Origin of the sequence: Burkholderia sp. AU33545 (assembly GCF_020419685.1) — a bacterium.
In the GTDB taxonomy this organism is placed as follows: domain Bacteria; phylum Pseudomonadota; class Gammaproteobacteria; order Burkholderiales; family Burkholderiaceae; genus Burkholderia; species Burkholderia diffusa.
This window is the reverse complement of the sequence record NZ_JAIZRQ010000014.1, coordinates 1-23,057: the sequence shown is the minus strand read 5'-3', so window position 1 is coordinate 23,057 and position 23,057 is coordinate 1. Positions and strand designations below refer to the sequence as shown.

Here is a 23,057-nt window from a genome sequence, read left to right as displayed (position 1 = left end):
ATCGTCCATTCAAGAGCGCCCCGTGTCCGAAACCTCCTCCCGATCCTCGTCCGACTTCGCCGCGCCGCCCGACCCGCATCGCCTGCTGGCCTTGCCGGTCCGCCAGCGCGCACGCACGGCCACGATGGCACTGTTCTTCATCGCCGGCATGATGTACGCGTCGTGGGGCGTGCACGTGCCGACCGTGCGCGACAAGTTCGCATTGAGCCCGGGGCTGCTGTCGATCGCGCTGTTCGCGGTCGCGGGCGGCTCGATCGCCGCGATGCTCACGATCGCGCGCTGGATCGCGCGCGTCGGCTCGCGCACCGCGTGCCTCGCGGGCGGGCTCGTGATGGCCGCGTGCGCGGCGCTGATCCTCGCCGTGCCCGATTACTGGATGCTGCTCGTCGTGCTCGCGCTGTTCGGCTTCTCCATGGCGACGCTCGACGTCGCGATGAACGCGGAGGCGAGCGCGGTCGAGATCGCGCTTGGCAAGCCGATCATGTCGTCGCTGCACGGGATGTTCAGCATCGGCGGGATGTCGGGGGCGGCGGCCGGCGGCGCGCTGCTGTCGGCCGGTATGGCGCCGGCCGTGCATCTCGCGCTCGCGGCGGCCGTCAGCGCGGCCGTGCTGCTCGTCGCGAGCCCGGCCGTGCTGCCGCACGTGCCGCATCACGAACACGCGCACGGCGGCGGCAACCGCTGGCGCTCGCCCGCGCTGTGGATGCTCGGCGGCATCGCGCTGATCGCGCTGATCGCCGAAGGGGCGATGTACGACTGGGCGACGGTCTACATGCGCGACGTCGTCGCGGCGAGCCCCGCGCTCGCGAGCGCGGCCTATGCAGCGTTCTCCGGCGGGATGGCGATCGCGCGATTCGCGGGCGACGCGGTGCGCGCGCGTTTCGGCGCGCCGCAGCTCGTGTTCGCGAGCGCGTCGCTCGCGTGCGCCGGGATGATCGGCGCGCTGCTGCTGCCGAACCCGATCGCCGTGCTGACGGGCTTCACGCTGATGGGCGTCGGCCTCGCGAACATGATGCCCGTGCTGTTCGCCGCCGCCGCGCGCGTCAAAGGCATCCACGCGGCCGAAGGGCTCGCGCACGTGGCCGGACTCGCGTATTTCGGGTTGCTGTTCGGTCCGGTCGTGATCGGTGCGGTCGCGCAGGCCGTGAACCTGACCATCGGCCTGTCGGTCGTCGCGCTGTGCGCGGCGCTCGTCGCGGCCGTCGCGCCGAAGGTGCTCGCGCACCTGAAGATCTGACCGCGCGGCGGGCCGGCCACCCGCTGCGAGATCGCCAAAAAGAAAGCGCGCCTGCGTTGCCGCAGGCGCGCCTTCACCCCTTCTGTCGACCGCTTTTCAGCTTACATCTTCACTTCGTCGAGCAGCGACTTCTTGCCGTTCTTGTAGTTGTACAGCGAGATCACGCCGTGTTGCAGGTCGCCCTTCGAGTCGAAGGTCGTCGTGCCGATCACGCCCGAGTAGTTCGTCGCCGGCATCGCCGCGAGGATCTTCGCCGGGTCCGTCGAGTTCGAACGCTTCATCGCATCGACGATGATGTACACGGCGTCGTACGTGAACGGTGCGTAGATCTGGATCGGCTGGCCGAAGCGCTTCTCGTACTTCGCCTTGAACGCCGCGCCGCCCGCCATCTTCTCGAGCGAAGCACCGGCTTCCGAGCACACGACGTTGTCGGTCGCGTCGCCGGCCAGGTCGGCCAGCTTTTCCGTGCACACGCCGTCGCCCGCCAGGATCTTCGCGCGCAGGCCGAGCTGCTTCGCCTGTTTCGCGAACGGGCCGCCGGTGGCGTCCATGCCGCCGTACATGATCGCGTCCGGATTCTCGCCCTTGATCTTGGTCAGAATCGCGCGGAAGTCGACCGCCTTGTCATTGGTCGCGTCGTGCGACATCACCTTCAGGCCGAGCGCCTTCGCCTTCTTCTCGAACTCGTTCGCGAGACCCTGGCCGTATGCGGTCGAATCGTCGACCACCGCGACGCTCTTGATGCCCTTCGAGTGCGCGTAGTTCGCGAGTGCCGGGCCCTGCTGCGCATCGGTCGCCACCACGCGATACGTGGTCTTGAAGCCTTGCTGCGTGTAAGCCGGGTTGGTCGCCGACGGCGAGATCTGCACGATGCCCGCATCGCTGTAGATCTTCGAGGCCGGGATCGACGTGCCCGAGTTCAGGTGGCCAACCACCGCGACGACCTTGTCGTCGACGAGCTTCTGCGCAACCTGCGTGGCCTGGCGCGGGTCGGCCGCGTCATCCTGCGGGTCGAGTTGCAGCGTGATTTTCTGGCCGCCGACCGTGAGACCCTTGGCGTTGATCTCCTCGACTGCGAGACGCGCGCCGTTTTCGTTGTCCTTGCCCAGGTGTGCAATGCCGCCCGTCAACGGCGCGACGTGGCCGATCTTGACGACTTGATCGGCGGCTGCGTTGCCTGCAGCTGCAGCACACAGCATCGCAGCTGCGGTGATCGGCAACAGCTTTTGCATCTTGATATTCATGTAAGTCTCCAGTTTCGGTCCCAAAAAACGCCATCGCCCGGTGCCCCGCTGCCATCCCTGTGTTTGCATTCACTGGACGATTCGCCGGTTGCATCGTTCATGCACTTGGCCTCAAGCACGTAGGGAAACAGCCGCTTGTAGCGGCCGCCCACCCGTACTTGCGCGCAAGTGTAGGTGATCAAATTAATTTGTGGGACTTTTTTGGGGTAGTGGTAACACTACCGATACGGGCGCTTTGGAATGAATCCTCGAATTCGCTGCAAGCCCCACCAGATAAGGGTTTCCGCTAATTTCGGACGACCGGATGAAAGGTTGATTCAAAGCATTCCCGCGTCATTTCGATTCGGTATTTTGTGCGCGGGATCATTGAATGAAAAGCGCGTGACAACACGCGCTTTTCTCGCTTCGATACGGGCCGGTCAGGCGGCCGTTGCGCGCCATTCGGCGTCGAGCGCGTCGACGAGTTGCGACGTCGTCAGCGCGGCGGCGCGCCGTCGCGCGAGTGGTGCGCCCTGCCCGGCCCACAGCGACAGGTAGTCGCCGTCGTTCGCGCGCGCAGCGGCCTGGCGCAGCGGCTGGGTCAGCGCGTTCTGCACCGGATACGGCGCGGCGTCGGCCACGCGTTCGCCGAGCCGCATCATCAGCGTATTGCGCAATCCGCGCGCATGGCGGCCCGTGATCGCGCGCGTGACCTGCGTCGACGTATCGGCGCTCGCGAGCAGCCGCGCTTTCCAGTCCGCCGCGATCGCGCTTTCCGCACAGGTCAGGAACGCGGTGCCGAGCTGCGCGCCCTGCGCGCCGAGCGCGAGCGCGGCGGCGATCCCGCGGCCGTCCATGATGCCGCCCGCGGCGAGCACGGGCAGGCCGGTCGCATCGACGAGCTGCGGCACCAGCGCGAGCGTGCCGATCAGCGCATCGTCGGCCGAGCCGATGAAGGTACCGCGATGGCCGCCGGCTTCGGCGCCCTGCGCGGACAGCGCATCGGCCCCGGCCGCCTGCCACGCGAGCCCTTCGGCGACGTGCGTCGCGGTGCCGATCACGTAGGTACCGGCGGCCTTCAGACGCGCGACGTCGGCCGCGTCGAGCACGCCGAACGTGAAGCTCGCGACCGGCACGCGCAGCGCGACGAGCGCGTCGAATTGCGCGCGGAAGTCGGGCGCGTAGCGCGCGGGCGCGGTGCCCGGCGGCAGCCCGAGCGTCGCGTTCAACGGATCGATCGCGGCGAGCGCACGTGCGACGGTCGCCGCGTCGGGCGCGGCCTCGGGCAACACGAACAGGTTCACGGCAAACGGGCGCGCGGTCGCCGCGCGAATGGCGGCGACTTCGGTCGCGAGACGATCCGGCTCGAACGCGCCGGCGCCGAGACTGCCGAGCGCGCCGGCACTGGATGCGGCCGCGACCATCGCGGCCGTGGTCGCGCCGACCATCGGCGCCTGCACGAGCGGCAGGCGCAGGCCGAAGCGCTCGGAAAACGGCGTGGAAAATGCACGGGTGGACATGGCGAATCCTTCGATGACGATGTGCGAAAGCGCTTTGTAAAAGGCTACACATCGACTCTATCGAAGCGGCGCATCGCCGAAAAATGAATAATCGAGATCGAAACGATCGCTGCGCGAGAAGCAGGTCCGAGACGCGGATTCGACACGCGCGCACACCCGCCAGGCGCGCCGCTTGCGCGCTGCAGCGCCACCGGATTGGTGGCACACTAGGCCGCCCTTTTTCCCATCCGCGGTGCGCGTGTCGCGCACCCGTTCGCCAGGAGTTCCAACGTGACTGCCCAATGGATCGACATCCCGACCGGTAACGACAGCTTCGGTGGCTATCTCGCGCTGCCCAAGCGCGGCAAGGGCCCCGCCGTCATCATCATCCAGGAGATCTTCGGCGTTAACGCGCACATCCGCGCGGTCGCCGACCAGTACGCGGCCGACGGCTTCGTCGCGCTCGCGCCGGACGTCTTCTGGCGCACGCAGCCGCGCGTCGAACTGACCTACGAAGGCGCCGATCGCGACAAGGGCATCGAGCTGATGAAGAAGACCGACGTCGGTCTCGCGGTCGCGGATATCGGCGCGGCCGCCGATGCGTTGCGCGCGCGCCCCGAAGTCGCCGGCAAGGTCGCCGCGATCGGCTACTGCTTCGGCGGCCAGCTCGCGTACCGCGCGGCCGCGGCCGGCAAGGTCGATGCGGCGGTCGCCTATTACGGCGGCGGTATCCAGAATGCGCTCGACCTTGCCGGCAAGGTCACGCAGCCGATCCTGTTCCACTACGCGGAGAACGACCACGGAATCCCCCTCGACGCGGTCGAGCAGGTGAAGGCCGCGTTCGCGGGCCGCCACAACGCATCGTTCCACCTGTATCCGGGCGCCGAACACGGCTTCAACTGCACCGATCGCGCGTCGTACAACCAGCGCGCGTCGGCGCTCGCGCACGGCCGCACGCTGACGTTCCTCGCCGAGCACGTGTAACGGCAGCCGGCAGCGGGCCCGGCGCGTCGGGCCCGCGTTATCCTCCTTTCATCGCCACGGGTCACAACGGGGGTGACTGCGATGCACTCGGACTATCTCGCGCATGACGCGATCGGGCTTGCCGCACTCGTGCGCGAGCGCAAGGCGAGCCCGCGCGAACTGCTGGACGCCGCGATCGGCCAGGCCGAAGCGGTGAACAGCGCGATCAACGCGATCGTGCTGCAGGACTACGACGATGCGCGCAAGCGGGCGGAATCGGCCGTCGCTACCAGCGCCGATGCGCCGTTCGCGGGTGTCCCGTATCTGGTCAAGGATCTCGGCGCGGCGGTCGCGGGGCTGCCGTTGTCGATGGGCAGCCGCCACTATCGCTACTTCGTCCCCGCCGACGACTCACCGGTGATCGCGCGCAGCCGCGCGGCGGGACTCAACGTGTTCGGCAAGACCAACACGTCGGAAATCGGCCAGATGCCGTACACCGAACCCGAACTGTTCGGCGCGTGCCGCAATCCGTGGAACCTCGATCACACGCCCGGCGGCTCGAGCGGCGGTGCGGCCGCGGCCGTCGCGGCAGGCATCGTGCCGCTCGCGCATGCGTCCGACGGCGGCGGCTCGATCCGGATTCCGGCGTCGTGCTGCGGGCTGTTCGGCCTGAAACCGAGCCGCAATCCGGTGCTGGTCGACTTGCCGTCGAACGGCGAGCTGGTCGTCCAGCATGCGGTTTCGCGCAGCGTGCGCGACAGCGCGCTGCTGCTCGACGTGACGACCGGCCAGACGCTGCCGCCCGGCGCGCCCGGCACCTTTCTGGGCGAGCTCGACACACCGCCCGGGCCGCTGCGGATCGGCCTCGTCGTCGACCCGATGCTCGCGTCGGCGCTCTCCGACGACACGCGCGCGGCGCTCGACGACGCGGCCGCGCTCGTCGAATCGCTCGGTCATCACGTCGAGCCGGCGACGCTGAACATCGACTACGCACGCGCGGCCGAAACCTTTCTCACCCTGTGGGCGACGATCGCCGAGGAGATGGTGCTGGGTGCGCGCGCGGTGACCGGGCGCACGCCGAAGCGCGCGGAGTTCGAACCGGCGACGTGGGCGATGGCCGTCGTCGGCAGGCGCATCGCCCGCGCGCGCCTGCCGGACGTGCTCGAATGGCAGCGCCAGCTCACCGTGCAGGTCGCGGGCCTCGTGTCGCGCTACGACGCGATCCTGTGCGCGACGCTCGCGGGGCCGCCGGTCAAGATCGGCGAGCTGCAGCCGACGCCGCTCGAAGCCGCGCAGATGAAGCTGCTCGGCGCGCTGCCGGTCAAACCGCTGCTGCGGGAAATGCTCGCGAAGGCCTCGGAGAAGGCGTTCGCATGGGCCGGCTGCACCGAGCTGTTCAACCTGACGGGCCAGCCGGCGATGTCGGTGCCGCTCTATTGGAACGCGCGCGGCCTGCCGATCGGCGTGCAGTTCGTCGCGCGCCACGCCGACGAGGCATTGCTGCTGAAACTCGCGCGGCAGCTCGAACAGGCGCGGCCGTGGTTCGACCGGCGTCCGCCGCTGATGCAGGCGCAGCGCTGACGCGCGCGGCCGCTTCCGCAAACATCGAAAAAAAGCCCCGCCGGCAGGACCGGCGGGGCTTTCGCACATGCAAAACGCGAGGCGGCGCTTACATCACGAGCCGTTCGCAGATCGTCCGCGTCGCGGTCGCCGCGTTCAGCGTATAGAAGTGCAGACCCGGCACGCCCGCGTCGATCAGGCGCTGGCACAGGCTCGTGACGACATCCGCGCCGAACGCACGGATCGCGTCGCGATCGTCGCCGAAGCTTTCGAGCCGGCGCGCGACCCAGCGCGGCACTTCCGCGCCGCACATTTCCGAGAAGCGCATCAGCTGCGAGAAGTTCGTGATCGGCATGATGCCGGGCACGATCGGCACGTCCACACCCAGCTTGCGCGCATCGTCGACGAAGCGGAAATACGCGTCGGCGTTGAAGAAGTACTGCGTGATCGCGGAATTCGCGCCGGCTTTCACCTTGCGCGCGAAGTTCTCGAGATCGGCCTTCGGCGAGCGCGATTGCGGGTGGTATTCCGGATAGCCGGCGACTTCGATGTGGAACCAGTCGCCATGCTCGGCGCGGATGAAGCTGACGAGCTCGGACGCATAGCGCAGCTCGCCGACCTCGCCCATCCCCGACGGCAAGTCGCCGCGCAGCGCGACGATATGGCGGATGCCGTGCGAGCGGTACTGGTCGAGGATCGCGCGCAGGCTGTCGCGCGACGAGCCGATGCACGACAGGTGCGGCGCGGCCTCGAGGCCGTCCTTCTGCATGTCGAGCACGGTATCGAGCGTGCCCTGTTGCGTCGAGCCGCCGGCGCCGAACGTCACGGAGACGAATTTCGGCTTCAGCGGCAGCAGCTGCGCACGCGTCGCGCGCAACTTCTCGACGCCGTCCGCCGTCTTCGGCGGGAAGAATTCAAACGAGAGTTCGATCGATTTCATGATTCGCAAGAATGGGCGCGGCCGTCAGCCGATGTCGCGCTGCCCGAAGATCAGCGCGGACAGCAGCCACGACACGATGCTGTACAGGATCGAACCGAAGAACGCCGACCAGAAACCCGACACCTCGAAACCCTTCAGCAGCGACGACGCGAACCAGAAGCACAACGCGTTCACGACGAGGATGAACACCCCGAGCGTGACGATCGTGACCGGCAGCGTCAGCAGGATCAGCACCGGACGGATCACCGTGTTGATGAGGCCGAGCACCACCGCGATGATCAGCGCGGTGCCGAAGCTCTTGATGTGGATCGACGGCACGAGGTACGTGATGATCAGCAGCGCGAGGGCGTTGATGACCCAGGTGAGGATGACGCTCATGGAGGGCTCCGGTTCGGTTGTCGATCTGGTCGGTCGGTGACCGCGGCCGGCCGCCGCACCGCGCACGCCCGCTACGGGGCGCGTGCGGCGCGGCGGCGGCGGTGCATCAGTAGCGGTAGTGGTTCGGCTTGAACGGGCCGTCCTTCTGCACGCCGATGTACGAAGCCTGCTCGTCCGACAGCACGGACAGGTTCGCGCCGATGCGCGCGAGGTGCAGGCGCGCGACCTTTTCATCGAGATGCTTCGGCAGCACGTACACCTTGTTCTCGTACTGTTCGCCGCGCGTGAAGAGTTCGATCTGCGCGAGCGTCTGGTTCGCGAACGAGTTCGACATCACGAACGACGGGTGGCCGGTCGCGCAGCCGAGGTTCACGAGGCGGCCTTCGGCCAGCAGGATCACGCGCTTGCCGTCCGGGAAGATGATGTGGTCGACCTGCGGCTTGATGTTTTCCCACTGATACTGGCGGGTCGACGCGACGTCGATTTCCGAGTCGAAGTGGCCGATGTTGCAGACGATCGCGTTGTGGCGCATCGCCTTCATGTGATCGTGGTTGATCACGTGGTAGTTGCCGGTCGCCGTCACGAAGATGTCGGCCTTGTCGGCCGCGTATTCCATCGTCACGACGCGGTAGCCTTCCATCGCCGCCTGCAGCGCGCAGATCGGATCGATTTCCGTGACCCACACGGTCGCGCCCAGGCCGCGCAGCGATTGCGCGCAGCCCTTGCCCACGTCGCCGTAGCCCGCGACGACCGCGACCTTGCCCGCGATCATCACGTCGGTCGCGCGCTTGATGCCGTCGACGAGCGACTCGCGGCAGCCGTACAGGTTGTCGAACTTCGACTTCGTGACCGAGTCGTTCACGTTGAACGCCGGGAACGGCAGGCGGCCGTCCTTTTCCATCTGGTACAGGCGATGCACGCCGGTCGTGGTTTCTTCGGTCACGCCCTTGATGTGCGCGAGGCGCGTCGAGTACCAGGTCGGATCGGCGTCGAGGTGCTTCGCGATCGACTTGAAGAGCGCGACTTCTTCCTCGTTGGTCGGCTTCGCGATCACCGAACGGTCCTTCTCGGCCTTCGAGCCGAGGATCAGCAGCAGCGTTGCGTCGCCGCCGTCGTCCAGGATCATGTTCGCGAATTCGCCGTTCGGCCATTCGAAGATGCGGTGCGAGAACTCCCAGTATTCGTCGAGCGACTCGCCCTTGAACGCGAACACCGGCGTGCCGGCTTCGACGATCGCGGCAGCGGCGTGGTCCTGCGTCGAGAAGATGTTGCACGACGCCCAGCGGACATCGGCGCCGAGCGCCTTCAGCGTCTCGATCAGCACGCCGGTCTGGATCGTCATGTGCAGCGAACCTGCGATGCGCGCGCCCTTCAGCGGCTGCTGCGCCTTGTATTCGTCGCGGATCTGCACGAGGCCCGGCATTTCGGTCTCGGCGATGTTCAGTTCCTTGCGGCCCCAGCCGGCAAGCGCCATGTCGGCGACGATGTAATCCTTGGAAGCCTGGGAATCGATAATGGCGTTCATCACGCCCTCCTTTCTAAAAAAGTTCTAGAAATTGGTGACGTGAGCGCCGTTCAGGAAGCGGGGCCGGCGCGAATGGTGCCGCACGGCTGCTTGGTGAAGCTTTCCGAGCCTGGCGGACGCAGGATGGTCCGTCGCAACGCTCCTCGGAAAACGGGAGGGATTGTAGCAAATCGGCGCGGGAAATGCGCGCCATGCACCGCGCGCGGCGTCGGCGCGCGCGGGCGTCATGAAAGGGTCAGTTCTCGGCGCCGACCCATGCCTGTTCGCGCAACCGCGCGCGCAGGCGCGCGACGGCCTGGCTGTGCAGCTGACACACGCGCGATTCGCTCACCTCGAGCACCGCGCCGATCTCGCGCAGGTTCAGGCCGCGCTCGTAGTACAGCGACATCAGCAGCTTCTCGCGCTCGGGCAGCCGCTCGATCGCTTCGACGAGCGCCTCGCGCAGGTGTTCGTCGAGCAGCGACGACAACGGATCGGCGTGATCGACGCGATAGCGGTCGAGGAACGGCTCGTCGTCGGCCGCGCGATCGAAATCCTCGTAATAGATGAGCTGGCTGCCGTGCAGGTCCTGCAGCATCCCCTGGTATTCGTCGAGCGGCATCTTCAGGTGCTGCGCGATCTCGGTCTCGCTCGCCGAGCGGCCGAGCTGCTGCTCGACCTGGTGCACCGCGTACTCGACCTCGCGCGACGTCTTGCGCAGGCTGCGCGGCAGCCAGTCGTTGCTGCGCAGCTCGTCGAGCATCGCGCCACGGATGCGCTGGGTCGCGTAGGTCTCGAACTGCGCGCCCTGGTCTTCCTTGTAGCGGCCGGCCGCGTCCATCAAGCCGATCATGCCGGCCTGGATCAGGTCGTCGAGATCGACGCTCGCCGGCATCTTCGCGACGAGCTGCAGCCCCAGGCGCCGCACGAGCGGCGCATATTGCGCGAGCACGTCGGCCTGGGTCATCTTTCCTTGAGCGTTGTACATCATGGCTCTCTCTCCTTCCTGTGGCGCTCACGCGGCGTGTGCCGCACCCGCCTCGTACGACGGCTTGCCGCCCGCATGCACGGCCCGGCCGGCGCCCGAACGCGGGCGCATCGGCCAGTACAGCAGGTCGGCGGCAAGCTGCCGGTAATCGCGCGCGGCGACCGACGACGGGAACGCGTCGACCGCGGTATGCATCAGGTCGCGCGCATGCTCGACGAGCGGATCGGCGCTCACGCAGCCGGCGTCGGCGATCGACACCGTCAGGTAGCGGCTCGCGACGCCCGCGAGGTTGTCGAATGCGGTCCTGGCGTCGGCGTGGCTGCCGACGTGATTGGTCAGCACGCGGAACTGCGCGACCGCGTGCGCGAAATGCAGGCGCTTCATGCACGCGTACGCCTCGGTGATCGCCTGCGCGGCGACCCGCGTGACAATCAGCACGTCGTGCGCCTCGCGCGCGAGCGGGGAGAACGTTCCGTCGGCACCGAGCTGCGCGTCGACCAGCACGATGTCGGCCTGGCCGTCGATGAAGTCGCTCAGTTGCGAATCGCTGTAGCCGTCCCGCGCGGCCGCGCACAGGCCGAATCCGGCTGAGACGCGGGTGCGTTCGCCGTCGCGCAGCCAGGCGCCCGCGAGCGTCGCCGCGGCCGAATGCACGTCGGCGCGCTCGTCGACGACGAGCACGTCCTTGCCGAGCGCGGCCAGCGCGGCCGCGACGTTCACGACGGTCGTCGTGCAGCCGACGCCCGCCGGCCCGCCCGTCACCGCGACGATGCGCGACGCGCGCCCGGCCAGCAGGCGCCGCAGCCCTTCGGCCTGATCGATGATCCGTTTATCCAAATCGCACCTCGTGCAGCTCGGCGGTGGAACGTGCGGTCAGGGCGGAAAGCAGCGTCGGCATGTCCTCGTCTTGCGGCACGAAGGGCGAGCCGTCGCGCGGCACGCAGAACGCGCTCTTCAGCAGGAAGCGGGTCGATGCGACGTACAGGTTTTCCGGCACTTTCTGGCCGGTCGATACGTAGTGGACGGGCAGCTTGTAGCGGATCACCGTGTCGAGCACGCCGCCGAGGTGGGTCGCCTCGTCGAGCTTGGTCAGGATGCAGCCGGCGAGATCGGGATACTCGGCCGCGCTGCGGTAGGCCTGGACAACCTCGTTGAGCGTGTCGCCGTGGCTCGTCGCGTTGAGCAGCAGCAGGCGCTGCACCGGCGCGTTCGCGCCGTGCAGCATCGCGATCTGGTCGGACAGCGCGCGGTCGCGCTGGCTCATGCCGATCGTGTCGATCAGCACGATGTGCTTGTTGCGCAGCTCGGACAGCGCGAGCTCGAGATCGCCCGCGTCCTTCACCGCGTGCACGGGCACGCCGAGGATCTTGCCGAAGATGCGCAGCTGCTCGTGGCCGCCGATCCGGTAGCTGTCGGTGGTCAGGAGCGCAACCTTGCTCGCACCGAAGCGCATCACGCAACGCGCGGCGAGCTTCGCGGTGGTGGTCGTCTTGCCGACGCCGGTCGGCCCCATCAGCGCGAACACGCCGCCGCGCTCCATCAGCGCGTCTTCGCTCTCGAGCACCGGCAGGTTCGCCGCGAGCACCGACTGCGCCCATTCGGCGGCCTGCTCGAAGGTTTGCGCGTCGTCGCCGGACGGCAGGTTGTCGACGAGCATGCGCACCAACTGCGCGGAGAAGCCGGCCGAGAACAAGTGCTTGGTCAGCGTGCCGTGCACCGGGCTGCGGCGCTGGCGGTCGTGCCACATCAGGCTGTCGAACTGCTCTTCCATCATCCCGCGCATCGCGCCGAGCTCGTGCATCACGGTGTCGTTGACGATGCTCTCGATGCGCGTCTTCACCGCATCCGCCACCGCGGCCGCGGCTTCCGCGGACAGGCGCGTGCGTTCGGCCGGCTTCGCGGCGCTGGTTTCGCTCGGGCGGCCCGTGGCGGCAGCAGCAGCGGCCGGCGGCATCCGGCGTTCGGCGTCGCGCACGATGTCGCGCGCCCAGCCGGCCGGCGTCGCGGGCGCGGCGTCCTGCTGCGCGCGGGCCGGTGCCTGCGGCGCGGCCGGTGCGGCCTGCGCGCGGGCGATCAGCGCTTCGCGCTGCTGGGTCAGGCGCTTCGCGTGCTCGACGAGCCACGGCGCGGGTTCGGACGCTGCCGCCGGCGTGCCGGCAGCGGGCACCGGCGATGCCGCGTCCGTGGCGGCGTCGAAGGCAGTCGGTTGCGCGGCCGGTTCCGTCGCTTCGGCGCTCGCGCCGAACACCGACGAGAACACGTCCGGGAGGCCGCCTTCGCTTGCCGCATACGGATTGACGGCCGGGCGCGCGAGCGCGGCACCCGGGCGCGACACGATGCCCGGAACGGCCGCTGCCGGCACGGATTCCGCCGCGCGCGGCGCGAGGGTGCGCGCCCGGAGGGCGGCCGGCGGCGTGACCGCTGCGAGATCCGAGTCGGCGAGTGCGACGATTTCGACGCTGCCGTCATCGAGCGTGCGGTTCGACAGCACGACGGCGTCGGCGCCGAGTGCCTCGCGCACGAGGCGAAGCGCGTCGCGGCTGGTCGCGCCGGTGAATTTGCGAATGTTCAAGCGGAACCCCCGATGACGTTAACGACTTTGATCGTGCGTGTGTCCGGCACTTCGGCATACGACAGCACTTTCAGTTGCGGCAGGCTGCGGCGCAGGAAACGCGCAAGCATCGCGCGCAGCGCGTGCTGCACCAGCAGCACCGGCGGCAGCCCGAGATTCTGTTGACGCAGCATCGCCTGTTGCGTGCCGGTCAGAAGGTTGTGCGCGAGGCCGGGCTCGAGGCCCGGGTTCGCGCCGGTGGCGAGCGCCTGCGACAGCACGCGTTCGAGATTCGAATCGAGGCCCATCACCTGCATCTCGCCCGCGCCCGGATACCACTGCTGCGTGATCGCGCGGCCGAGCGACAGCCGCACCGCGGCGGTGATCTCGAACGCGTCGCCACGGCCCGCGTGTTCGGACACAGCCTCGAGAATCGTGCGCATGTCGCGGATCGGCACGCCTTCCTCGAGCAGGTTCTGCAGCACTTTCTGCAGCGTGGTCAGCGAGATCGTCTTCGGCACGAGGTCCTCAACGAGCGACGGCGCGTCCTTGCCGGTGCGCTCGACCAGCGCCTGCACTTCCTGGCGGCCGAGCAGTTCGGCCGCGTGCTGGACGACCAGATGGTTCAGGTGCGTCGCGACGACCGTGCTCGCATCGACGACCGTGTAGCCGTACACCTGCGCCTGCTCGCGCATCGCGACGTCGATCCACACGGCCGGCAGCCCGAATGCCGGGTCCTGCGTCATGGCGCCCGGCAGCGCGGCCGTCACCTGGCCCGGGTTGATGGCGAGCCACTGGCCCGGGAACACTTCGCCCGCGCCGATCTCGACGCCCTTCAGCGCGATCCGGTATGCGTTCGGCCGCAGTTCGAGGTTGTCGCGGATGTGGATCACCGGCGGCAGGAAGCCGATCTCCTGCGCGAATTTCTTGCGGATGCTCTTGATGCGCTTGAGCAGTTCGCCGTCGCTGTTCTTGTCGACGAGCGGAATCAGCCGGTAGCCGACCTCGAGGCCGAGCGGATCGATCAGCTGCACGTCGTCCCAGGTCGCCTCGTGGCTGTCGCCCGGCAGCGCGGCGGGCGGTGCGATCTCGGTCACGTCGCCGGCCGCCACGCGGGCCGCCGCGCGGCGGACCTGCGTGCGGGCCAGCCAGATCGCGCCGCCGCCGAGCGCGAGGAACGCGAAGTGCGGCATGCCCGGGATCAGCCCCATCAGCCCGATGATCGCGCCGGTGATGGTCAGCACGCGCGGGTTGGTGAACAGCTGGCCGGTGATCTGCGTGCCGATGTCCTCGTCGGTCGCGACGCGCGACACGATCACGCCGGCCGCCGTCGAAATCACGAGCGACGGGATCTGCGCGACGAGGCCGTCGCCGATCGTCAGCAGCGTGTAGTTGGTGCCGGCCGCGGCGAACGACATGTCGTGCTGCACCATCCCGACGATCAGCCCGCCGATCACGTTGATCGCCATGATGATCAGGCCCGCGATCGCGTCGCCGCGCACGAACTTCGACGCACCGTCCATCGACCCGTAGAACTCGGCTTCCTGCGACACGGCGAGGCGCCGCTTGCGCGCCTGCTCTTCGTTGATGAGGCCCGCGTTCAGGTCGGCGTCGATCGCCATCTGCTTGCCCGGCATCGCGTCGAGCGTGAAGCGCGCGGACACTTCGGCGATCCGCCCCGCGCCCTTGGTGATCACCATGAAGTTGATGATCATCAGGATCACGAACACGATGATGCCGACCGCGAAGTTGCCGCCGACGAGGAAGTGGCCGAACGCCTCGATCACCTGGCCGGCCGCGTCCGGGCCGGTGTGGCCCTCGAGCAGCACGACGCGCGTCGACGCGACGTTCAGCGACAGGCGCAGCAAGGTCGAGAACAGCAGCACGCTCGGGAACGCCGCGAAGTCGAGCGGCTTCATCGTGTACATGCTGACGAGCAGCACCATCACCGACAGCGCGATGTTGAACGTGAACAGCAGATCCAGCAGCAGCGGCGGCAGCGGCAGGATCATCATCCCCAGGATCATGCAGATGAGGATCGGGCCCGCGAGCGCGCGCAGGTTGGTGCCCGCGAACGGATTCTGGCGTTTGGCGAAGAAGCCGGTGGTCGGGGTGCTCATGCTGCGTTTCCTTGCTTGCCGAGCGTGTCTTCGGCTTCCTCACGCTCGTCGTCGGCCGATACCGACGACCCCTTGTCGAGGTCGGCCGGCACGTCGAGATCGACCGGCGCGGCCGGGAAGGCGCCGCCTTCCGAGCGGAAGCGCCGCAGCTGGTAGACCCACGCGAGCACTTCGGCGACGGCCGAGTACAGCGAGCCGGGAATCTCGCGTTCGAGTTCGACGTTGTGATACAGCGCACGCGCGAGCGGCGGCGCTTCGAGCAGCGGCACGTTGTGCTCGGCCGCGAGTTCGCGGATGCGCGCGGCGACGAGGTTCACGCCCTTCGCGACGACCTTCGGCGCGCGCATCTCGCCGTCCGTGTACTGCAGCGCGACGGCGAAGTGCGTCGGGTTCGTGACGACCACGTCGGCCTTCGGCACGGCGGCCATCATCCGGCGCCGCGCGATCGCGCGCTGCTGCTGGCGGATGCGGCCCTTCACGTGCGGATCGCCTTCGTTCTCGCGATGCTCGCGCTTCACTTCTTCCTTCGTCATGCGCAACTTCTTGTTGTACTGCCAGAGTTGGTAAGGCACATCGAGCGCGGCGACCACCAGCATCCCGGCGACCGTCGTGCCGCAACACACGGCAACCAGATGCAGCGCGTCCGCGAGCGCCGAGCCGAGCGGCTGGGTCGCGAGGCCGAGCAGTTCGTCCTTGCTGCGCCAGATCGCGATCCCGCCGATCCCGCCGACGACGAGCGTCTTCGCGAGCGACATCCCGAGCTGGATCGGCCCCTGGATCGAGAACATCCGGCCGAGGCCGGCGATCGGGTTCAGGCGGTCGAACTTGAGTTCGAAGGTCTTCTGCGAGATCAGCCAGCCGCCGAGCGCCATCGGCGCGAGCAGCGCGGCGAGGCCGGTGAGCGCGAGGATCGGCAGCAGCGCGGCGAGACCTTCGACGCTTGCGCTGCCGGCCGCCGACAGCATCCGGTGCGTATCGAACGCGGTCGCGCGATCGAACGCGAACGCGCCGCGCAGCATCGTCTGGAGATGAGCGCCCGACGGACCCGCGAGCAGCCACGCGCCGTAGAACCCGGCCGCGAGCAGCGCGAACGAAGCCAGTTCGCGCGAACGCGCGACCTGCCCCTCCTCGCGCGCCTTCTCGCGGCGTCTCGGAGTGGCGGCTTCGGTTCTGTCGAGATCGCTCTCGTCTGCCACGGTGCCTCCAGTCGGGTACGGCGAAATGCCGCTTTCCAGTGACACTGATTATTCATGCGCACGTCAAACGCCGATCGGTCGAGCAAAGCCGGGAAAGGGGGGTATTTCGGAGAATCGGGCGAGCCGGTGCGGCGGGAGGTCGCGGGCAGGCGCGGGGGGCCGGGAGGCGGTGGAAACCGCGTTCGCGGGCGGGCGCAGTGACGCGGATGAAGGGGTAAAGCGGGGAATCGGGAGATCGAGGCGGCCGTGGAGCGATCGTCGGCCCGCCCCGACGCGACGGCGTCGCGCGTCGAGGCGGGCGGCGCTCAGATCACCGGAATCGGATCCGAGCCGAAACGGTTCGGGCCGTTGGTGCCGCGCGAGCACATCCACACGAGCAGCAGGATCCCGCCGACGATCGGAATGAGCGCGATCAGCAGGAACCAGCCGGAGCGACCCGTATCGTGCAGGCGGCGGACGGTGACCGCGAGGCTCGGCAGCACCAGCGCGAGCGACACGACGGCCGCGACGATCATCAGCAGCAGCGAGAGCGCGCTCGCGTCGCGCCCCGCCATGGTGATCACCTGGCAGATGATCGACACGACGCTGGTCAGCAACGCGAAATACCAGTATTCGGCACGGCGCGCGCGGCCCTCGAATTTCGCATATTGATTGAATGCGGAACGAACAGCCTCGGTGAAATTCATTTTATTGCCCTCATGTTTTATATCGGCGACCCCGGAAACATCGCGGGCATTATAAATTTGAATTTCCGAGCCTTGCATCTCTTTTCGCGTGCCGACCGGCTCGCACGCGGGCTCTGGCATAACTGGCGCGGCTTCAGCGGCGGCATGCCGTATCGCCCGCGGGCATGTCACGTCATTTTTATAATCGCGACGTCCGGACGTAAACAACGACCAGATAATCCATGTCTTGATTACACCAGCATGAAACGCGCCGCCATCGATAATCGAATCGATCGTTCGTCGCGCATTTACCGGCCGGCCGGGAATATCGCCGGGCATCGCGTGGGCACGTCGAAAACGGCGCGTGCTGGCCGGCGTTCGCGCTAGCCTGCCGCCGCCTGCTCCAGCACGTGGAGATCGAGCTTCTTCATCTTCATCACCTGCGCCATCACGCGCTCGGCACGTGCCGGATCGCCCGCCATCAGTTCGGGCATCTGCACGGGCACCACTTGCCACGACACGCCGAAGCGGTCGCGCAGCCAGCCGCACTGCTGCGCGCGCTCGTCGCCGCCTTCGGCCAGCGCCGTCCAGTACCGGTCGATCTCCTGCTGGTCGCGGCAGTTGACGACGAACGACACGGCCGGCGTGAGCGGAAACGCCGGGCCGCCGTTCAGCGCGAGAAACGCCTGCCCGTCCAGTTCGAACGACACCGTCATCACCGCGCCCTCCGCCTGGCCCGACGCCTGCGCACCCGACTTGCCGTAGCGGGCGACGTGCAGGATGCGCGCGTCGTCGAATACTGACACGTAGAAATTCGCTGCCGCCTCGGCGTCGCGGTCGAACCACAGAAACGGCGTGATGCGTTGAATACGCTGGCTCATGGCGCTGTCTCCTCGATGTCATGCCGGCACCGGTGCCGGTCTTATATCGTAGGCGCTGTGCGGGCACGGCGCGGCGGCCCGAAGCGTAGTGCGTCGCCGCCGGCGAAGGCAAAAAAAAAGGGGGCGATCGCTCGCCCCCTTTTGCTGCCGGCGTTCGTGCGCGGTCAGAACGCGACGTAAGGCTGCGCGCCGCCGGTGCCGGTCCGGTCCATCCCGAAGTAGATCGTCTTGCCGTAGAAGTGCGGCATGCCGAGATCGAGCCACCCGGCTGGGCCGAACGGGCCGGCGATGTCGTTGAACGCGAACGTCGACGAATTCGCGAACAGCGCATCGGCGTTCGCGACGGGCATCGACACGCCGCCCGATGTCCCGTTCTTGCCGGTCAGCGTCGCCGTGTAGGTGGTCGTCGACGACGGGCAATAGAACTGCGTATTGGTCGAGCAGGCCTTCTGCGACGAATCGTTGAAGAAGTACGCGTTCGAGCCGGTATCGAAGAACGCGGTCACGCTGCCGCCGAGGAACGTCGCATCGACGTCGCCCGTCGTCGTCGACGTCAGCACCGTCGACGCCCCGAGCCCGTTGTTGCTCTGCGTATTGATCCCGAACGTCAGCAGGCCCGTCGCGCTGCCCTGCCCGCTGCTCGAGATGGTCGGCATCTGCACGATCACGCCGTTGTTGTCGGTCGCGAAGCGATGGACCGGGTTGGCCACCTGCTGCGCAACCGGCACCAGCGCCACCGTGCAGCTCGAATTGCCGTTCGGGCACGCGTAGTAGTTGTTGGACGTTGCCGACGTCGACGTCGCGCAGCTCGTGCCGCAGTCGACCGGCGCCGGCCCGATGCCGAGGATGCCGTTTGCACCGAGATCGCTGGCCGTATTGGCCGACGTTCGGGCACCGTTGTTCGAGCATGAACTCGGCACGTTGCTGGTGCCGAGATCGCCGATGATCTGCACCGGCAGGGAGCCCGCCTGCTCGGTGCCGATCGACAGGTCGACGGTGCGCACCGAGCCCCATGTGAAGCTCGACACGAACTTGCCGCACTCGGCCACAGGTGCGCCGCCGCTCGTCGTCTGCGGCAGGTTGTTCAACACACCCGACGACAGCGCGCTGCTGACCAGCCGCAGCCCGTACGATGCCGTATCGACGAGCACGTTGTTGACCACCTGGCAGTTCGTCGTGCCCGGCACACAGATCTTCACGTTGACGGTCGGAATGTTGATCACATGCGCGACGCCGGTGCCGACCGTGATCACGGCCGTGTTCGCCGTATTGCCGTCCGACACGCTGGAACCGCCGCTGTTGCCGCCGCTCCCGCCGTTGTTGTCACCGCCGCCGCCGCAGGCGGTCACGAGCATGGCCGTCACGGCCGCGACGCTCAGCAGGCCGAGCCAGCGCTTGAAGGTACGAGGAATTCGCAAGATCACTCTCCCGCTGTCACTGGATGTCGGTGCCGGACAGGCCGGCCGGCAGCGCCGTCGGCAGCCACGCCTGGCCTGCGAAGGCGCCCATGTGGCCGCCCGTGCGGATCACGAGGCCGCTCGTATCGACGGACACGGGCGCGCGCCAGCCGCGCGCCGCATGCGCGACCTGGACGCCGGCGGTGTACTGCGGGAAATAGCTGCCGAGCAGCGACTCGAGATCCGGCATGCTCGGCCCGCGCCAGGCGAGGCCGAACACGGTGCCGGCCGCGGTCGTGTATTCGTGGATGACGGTGCCCGATCCGAGCGTGATCTCGCGGACGGTGTAGGCGGCCGCGTTCGCCTGCGCGCCGTCGGCGGAGCGCATCGCGCGCTGCAGCGCGCGCACCGTGGCGGCGTGATCGTCCGCCGGAGGCGACATCGGCGCGCCGCCAAGTTCGGCCTGTGCGTGGACGGCCCACAGCACACCCATTGCGGCCGTCGCGTGCGCGGCGGCCCAGCCCAAGCGTTTCAGCTTCACGTTCCCCCCCAAGGGACTGGCTTCGTTGCAGGCGCGCCGCCATCGGATCCGGCGCCGCCAGTCAACAAATGAAAGTCTTAAGAATGACGCTTCATTGCTGCTGACGCGTAGTATGCCTGCGGAGTGTGTCGTAGTGTCAAATCAACGTGGCATGACGCAACGCAACATGACGTGCGGCACGAGCCGCACGTGGGGGCTCGTGTGACAAGCATCGGGAAAGCCATGCGCACCGGGCCGCTCCGCGATCGGGCGCGGCGCCGATGCGATGCGTCAGGATCAGAAGCCGAGACTCGCCAGCAGGTCGTCGACCTGCGCCTGATCCTGCACGACGTCGGACTTGCCTTCCGGCGCGATCTGCGGCCCGTTCAGCAGCGACTCGGGGCTGCCGGTCGCGCTGATCTGCTCGGCCGCGAGCGCGGCCGCGGTCGCCGCGAACTGCTCGCGCCGCTCGGGTGCGATGTTCTCGACGAGCACGGTGAGCAACTGCTGCTCGATCAGGTAGACCATGTCCATGATCTTCTTGATCACCTGCCCGGTCAGGTCCTGGAAATCCTGGGCGAGCATGATCTCGAGCAGCTGCGCGCTGGTCGCCGACGCCGCCTCCGGCAGCGCGCGCAGGAACGTGCGCGTGTCGTCCATCAGCTCGCGGACTTCCGCGTGCTCGATCGGTGCCGCATACCACTGCGCCCAGCGCGCATCGAGCGCCTCGGCCTCATTCTGGATGCGCTCCTGCATCGGCTTGGCGACCTCGATTGCGTTCAGCACGCGCTCGGCCGCCTGCTCGGTCATCGTCGCGACGTAGCGCAACCGGTCGCGCGCATCGGGCACGGCTTCCGCCGCGCGCTCGACATGCTTGTCGAGCCCGAGCTCGCGCATCGAATCGCGCAGCGTGCGCGTGACGTGGCCGATGCGCGCGAGGATCCGGTCGCTCGCGTAATCGGCGCCTTCGGCGTGGCCGTCGGCGTTGATTGCCGCGCCGGCAAGCGCCGCATGGATCGGCTCGTTCACGTCAGCTCCCGGCCTTGGCCATCTTGTCGATGATCTTGTTCAGCTTCTCGTCGAGCGTCGCGGCCGTGAACGGCTTCACGACGTAGCCGCTCGCGCCCGCCTGCGCGGCCGCGATGATGTTCTCCTTCTTCGACTCCGCCGTGACCATCAGCACCGGCAGGTGCGTGAGCGTCGCGTCCGCGCGGATTTCCTTCAGCATCGCGAGGCCGTCGAGGTTCGGCATGTTCCAGTCGGAGATCACGAAGTCGAAGCCGCCGCCGCGCAGCCGCGCGAGGCCGGCCGCGCCGTCCTCGGCTTCGTCGACGTTCGTGTAGCCCAGTTCCTTGAGCAGGTTGCGGACGATCCTGCGCATCGTCGGGAAATCGTCCACCACCAGGATTTTCATGCTCTTGTCCATCGTCGTTCCTTTGCAGATTCGTTACCGTCGGGGCCCCGCCGCATCGCAGCTGCCCCGTGACATTTCATTCAGACGCGCTGTACGCGGTCGCCCATCGTCGCCAGCCGCGCCATCACGCGCCGGCTCATCTCGGAAAGCGGCGCCACCTCGTCCGCGCCGCCGAGCGCGATCGCCTCGCGCGGCATCCCGAACACGATGCAGCTCGCCTCGTCCTGCGCGAACGTGTGGGCGCCCGCGCGCTTCATGTCCAGCAGGCCGGCCGCGCCGTCGCGGCCCATCCCCGTGAGGATCACGCCGATCGCGTTCTTGCCCGCGTGCTGCGCCGCCGAGCGGAACAGCACGTCGACCGACGGGCGGTGCCGGTTCACCGGCGGCTCGTCGGACAACTGCGCGATGTAGTTCGCGCCGCTGCGCGCGAGCAGCAGGTGCGCGTGGCCCGGCGCGATGTACGCATGGCCCGGCAGCACGCGCTCGCCGTGTTCGGCTTCCTTCACCGCGATCCGGCACAGGCCGTTCAGCCGCTGCGCGAAGGACTTCGTGAAGCCGGGCGGCATGTGCTGCGCGATCAGCACCGCCGGCGCATCCGGCGGCAGCGGCGTCAGCACCTCGCGGATCGCCTCGGTGCCGCCCGTGGACGCGCCGATGATGATCAGCTTCTCGGTACTGACGAGCGGGTTGTTGACCATCGGCGCGGCCGGCTGGCCGCTCGCCGCGCGCGCGGCGGCCTGCGGCTGCGGCGCCTGGCGCACGCGCGCGCGCGATGCTGCGCGGATCTTGTCCGCGAGCTTTTCCGCGTAGTCGAGCATGCCGTCGCGAATCCCGACGCGCGGCTTCGTGACGAAATCCACAGCGCCGAGTTCGAGCGCGCGCAGCGTGATCTCGGAGCCGCGCTCGGTCAGCGACGACACCATCACGACCGGCATCGGCCGCAGGCGCATCAGCTTCTCGAGGAAGTCGAGCCCGTCCATGCGCGGCATTTCGACGTCCAGCGTCAGGACGTCCGGGTTGTGCTGCTTGATGAGCTCGCGCGCGACGAGCGGATCGGGCGCGGTCGCGCACACTTCCATGTCGGGCTGGCTGTTGATGATCTCCGTCATCAGGCTGCGGATCAGCGCCGAGTCGTCGACGCACAACACTTTGATCTTCTGCACTGCGGTCATGCCTCCTGCTTTCTCGAAAGGTTGGCCGCATACGGGCTGCCGGCCTTCGTGTTCGTCGTCTGCGCGCCCGTGCCGCCGCGTGCGCCGAACAGCTCGATGCGCGGGCGTGCCGGCGGCGGCGCGGCCGGCCGCTTCGCCGCGAACAGCTCGACGTGCGCGCGCTGCCGATCGGCGCGCACGCGGTCGGCCTCGCGCGCCAGCGCGGCTTCGCGCTCGGTCACGCCCGGCACCTGCAGCCGCAGCTTCTTCACCATCGCGCGGCCGGTGCGCGGCATGAACGCGACCTTGCGCGGGTGCACGCCCTGCAAGTCCTCCGCGGTGATGCGGATGCGTTCGAGCGCCAGATAGCGGCGCACGAAATCGGCGTTGCGGTCGCCGATGTTGATGGTCGTCATGCCGGCCAGCACGGCCGCGCCGCCGAACACCTTCGCCTCGAAGCGCTCGCGGCGCCCGCCGGCCTTGATCAGTTCGTTGATCAGCACTTCCATCGCGTACGCGCCGTAGCGCATCGACTCCGACGCGGCCGCGCCGGCATCGGCGCCGTCGTCGGGCAGCATGAAGTGATTCATCCCGCCGATGCCCGCCAACGGGTCGTGCAGGCACGCGGCGACGCACGAGCCGAGCACGGTCATCAGCACCATGTCCTCGGACGTCGTGTAGAACTCGTTCGGAAGCAGCTTCACGCCCGGGCGTTCGAAGTGGTTGTCGAAGTAGCGATTGGTCGCGATCGGCAGGGCGCTCATCCGCGTTCTCCGTAAGCGGGCGCGGCGAGCGCGGCACGCGCATGGGCGCGCGGCGGCACCGCCGCGGCCGGCGCGGCGCCGCGCGGGCGCAGGCCCCGCGCGGCAA

Annotated in this window: 21 protein-coding genes and 1 riboswitch; of the genes, 3 read left to right on the top strand and 18 right to left on the bottom strand. The window is 68.2% G+C overall.

Annotation, left to right across the window (positions count from 1 at the left end):
* The first annotated feature begins 22 nt into the window (after positions 1-22).
* Positions 23-1,237 carry an MFS transporter gene (locus tag LGM71_RS32715; protein ID WP_226118651.1) on the top strand — a complete coding sequence of 405 codons (1,215 nt, stop codon included), beginning with the start codon at positions 23-25 and terminating at the stop codon, positions 1,235-1,237.
* A 101-nt stretch (positions 1,238-1,338) separates the two neighbouring features.
* Here the strand turns inward: LGM71_RS32715 and LGM71_RS32710 are convergent, their stop codons facing one another.
* Positions 1,339-2,481: a branched-chain amino acid ABC transporter substrate-binding protein gene (locus tag LGM71_RS32710; protein ID WP_124628621.1), complete on the bottom strand. Its 1,143-nt coding sequence runs from the start codon at positions 2,479-2,481 to the stop codon at positions 1,339-1,341.
* A 419-nt stretch (positions 2,482-2,900) separates the two neighbouring features.
* On the bottom strand, positions 2,901-3,980 hold the full coding sequence (locus LGM71_RS32705; protein ID WP_124905336.1) for an NAD(P)H-dependent flavin oxidoreductase: 1,080 nt from the start codon (positions 3,978-3,980) through the stop codon (positions 2,901-2,903).
* 270 nt (positions 3,981-4,250) lie between these two features.
* Between LGM71_RS32705 and LGM71_RS32700 the strand changes: the two genes are divergently transcribed.
* Both LGM71_RS32700 and LGM71_RS32695 read left to right on the top strand, forming a co-directional pair.
* Positions 4,251-4,943, top strand: a complete 693-nt coding sequence (locus LGM71_RS32700) for a dienelactone hydrolase family protein (RefSeq protein ID WP_124628625.1) — start codon at positions 4,251-4,253, stop codon at positions 4,941-4,943.
* Positions 4,944-5,024: 81 nt separating this feature from the next.
* Positions 5,025-6,503, top strand: coding sequence for an amidase (locus tag LGM71_RS32695; protein ID WP_226118649.1), 1,479 nt, complete (start codon positions 5,025-5,027; stop codon positions 6,501-6,503).
* Between the two features lie 88 nt (positions 6,504-6,591).
* Here LGM71_RS32695 and metF read toward each other — a convergent pair whose 3' ends face one another.
* The 16 genes from metF to cheD form a co-directional block, all read right to left on the bottom strand.
* Positions 6,592-7,422, bottom strand: a complete 831-nt coding sequence (gene metF, locus LGM71_RS32690; protein WP_226118647.1) for a methylenetetrahydrofolate reductase [NAD(P)H] — start codon at positions 7,420-7,422, stop codon at positions 6,592-6,594.
* 24 nt (positions 7,423-7,446) lie between these two features.
* A complete protein-coding gene (locus LGM71_RS32685; protein ID WP_006477367.1) occupies positions 7,447-7,800 on the bottom strand; it encodes a phage holin family protein in 354 nt (117 codons plus the stop codon).
* A 106-nt stretch (positions 7,801-7,906) separates the two neighbouring features.
* On the bottom strand, positions 7,907-9,325 hold the full coding sequence (gene ahcY, locus LGM71_RS32680; RefSeq protein WP_059533465.1) for an adenosylhomocysteinase: 1,419 nt from the start codon (positions 9,323-9,325) through the stop codon (positions 7,907-7,909).
* Between the two features lie 34 nt (positions 9,326-9,359).
* A riboswitch (S-adenosyl-L-homocysteine riboswitch) is annotated at positions 9,360-9,476 on the bottom strand.
* An 84-nt stretch (positions 9,477-9,560) separates the two neighbouring features.
* The gene (locus LGM71_RS32675) at positions 9,561-10,295 is read right to left on the bottom strand and encodes an RNA polymerase sigma factor FliA (protein WP_059452641.1); all 735 of its coding nucleotides are present in this window, start codon (positions 10,293-10,295) and stop codon (positions 9,561-9,563) included.
* Between the two features lie 24 nt (positions 10,296-10,319).
* A complete protein-coding gene (locus LGM71_RS32670) occupies positions 10,320-11,129 on the bottom strand; it encodes a MinD/ParA family protein (protein ID WP_124628631.1) in 810 nt (269 codons plus the stop codon).
* Complete coding sequence (gene flhF, locus LGM71_RS32665; RefSeq protein ID WP_226118645.1) at positions 11,122-12,864, bottom strand: flagellar biosynthesis protein FlhF; 1,743 nt, start codon at positions 12,862-12,864, stop codon at positions 11,122-11,124. The genes LGM71_RS32670 and flhF overlap by 8 nt, the downstream gene beginning before the upstream one ends.
* A complete protein-coding gene (flhA, locus tag LGM71_RS32660) occupies positions 12,861-14,963 on the bottom strand; it encodes a flagellar biosynthesis protein FlhA (RefSeq protein WP_151051839.1) in 2,103 nt (700 codons plus the stop codon). The genes flhF and flhA overlap by 4 nt, the downstream gene beginning before the upstream one ends.
* Entirely contained in the window at positions 14,960-16,159 is a 1,200-nt protein-coding gene (flhB, locus tag LGM71_RS32655) for a flagellar biosynthesis protein FlhB (protein ID WP_174910432.1), read from the bottom strand. Before flhB ends, flhA begins: the two co-directional genes overlap by 4 nt.
* 305 nt (positions 16,160-16,464) lie before the next feature.
* Positions 16,465-17,163 (bottom strand): DUF805 domain-containing protein, encoded by a 699-nt coding sequence (locus LGM71_RS33495; protein ID WP_226118643.1) that lies wholly within the window; start codon positions 17,161-17,163, stop codon positions 16,465-16,467.
* Positions 17,164-17,207: 44 nt separating this feature from the next.
* On the bottom strand, positions 17,208-17,705 hold the full coding sequence (locus LGM71_RS32645) for a VOC family protein (protein WP_226118641.1): 498 nt from the start codon (positions 17,703-17,705) through the stop codon (positions 17,208-17,210).
* 164 nt (positions 17,706-17,869) lie between these two features.
* Positions 17,870-19,123 (bottom strand): DUF3443 domain-containing protein, encoded by a 1,254-nt coding sequence (locus LGM71_RS32640; protein ID WP_124905350.1) that lies wholly within the window; start codon positions 19,121-19,123, stop codon positions 17,870-17,872.
* 16 nt (positions 19,124-19,139) lie between these two features.
* The gene (locus LGM71_RS32635; protein ID WP_226118639.1) at positions 19,140-19,643 is read right to left on the bottom strand and encodes a DUF2844 domain-containing protein; all 504 of its coding nucleotides are present in this window, start codon (positions 19,641-19,643) and stop codon (positions 19,140-19,142) included.
* A gap of 276 nt (positions 19,644-19,919) precedes the next feature.
* On the bottom strand, positions 19,920-20,651 hold the full coding sequence (gene cheZ / locus LGM71_RS32630; RefSeq protein ID WP_059601920.1) for a protein phosphatase CheZ: 732 nt from the start codon (positions 20,649-20,651) through the stop codon (positions 19,920-19,922).
* A 1-nt stretch (position 20,652) separates the two neighbouring features.
* Positions 20,653-21,048 (bottom strand): chemotaxis response regulator CheY, encoded by a 396-nt coding sequence (cheY, locus tag LGM71_RS32625; RefSeq protein WP_006754880.1) that lies wholly within the window; start codon positions 21,046-21,048, stop codon positions 20,653-20,655.
* A gap of 68 nt (positions 21,049-21,116) precedes the next feature.
* Complete coding sequence (locus tag LGM71_RS32620; protein WP_059601922.1) at positions 21,117-22,208, bottom strand: protein-glutamate methylesterase/protein-glutamine glutaminase; 1,092 nt, start codon at positions 22,206-22,208, stop codon at positions 21,117-21,119.
* Positions 22,205-22,951 (bottom strand): chemoreceptor glutamine deamidase CheD, encoded by a 747-nt coding sequence (gene cheD, locus LGM71_RS32615; protein ID WP_059601924.1) that lies wholly within the window; start codon positions 22,949-22,951, stop codon positions 22,205-22,207. The genes LGM71_RS32620 and cheD overlap by 4 nt, the downstream gene beginning before the upstream one ends.
* Positions 22,952-23,057: the final 106 nt, after the last annotated feature.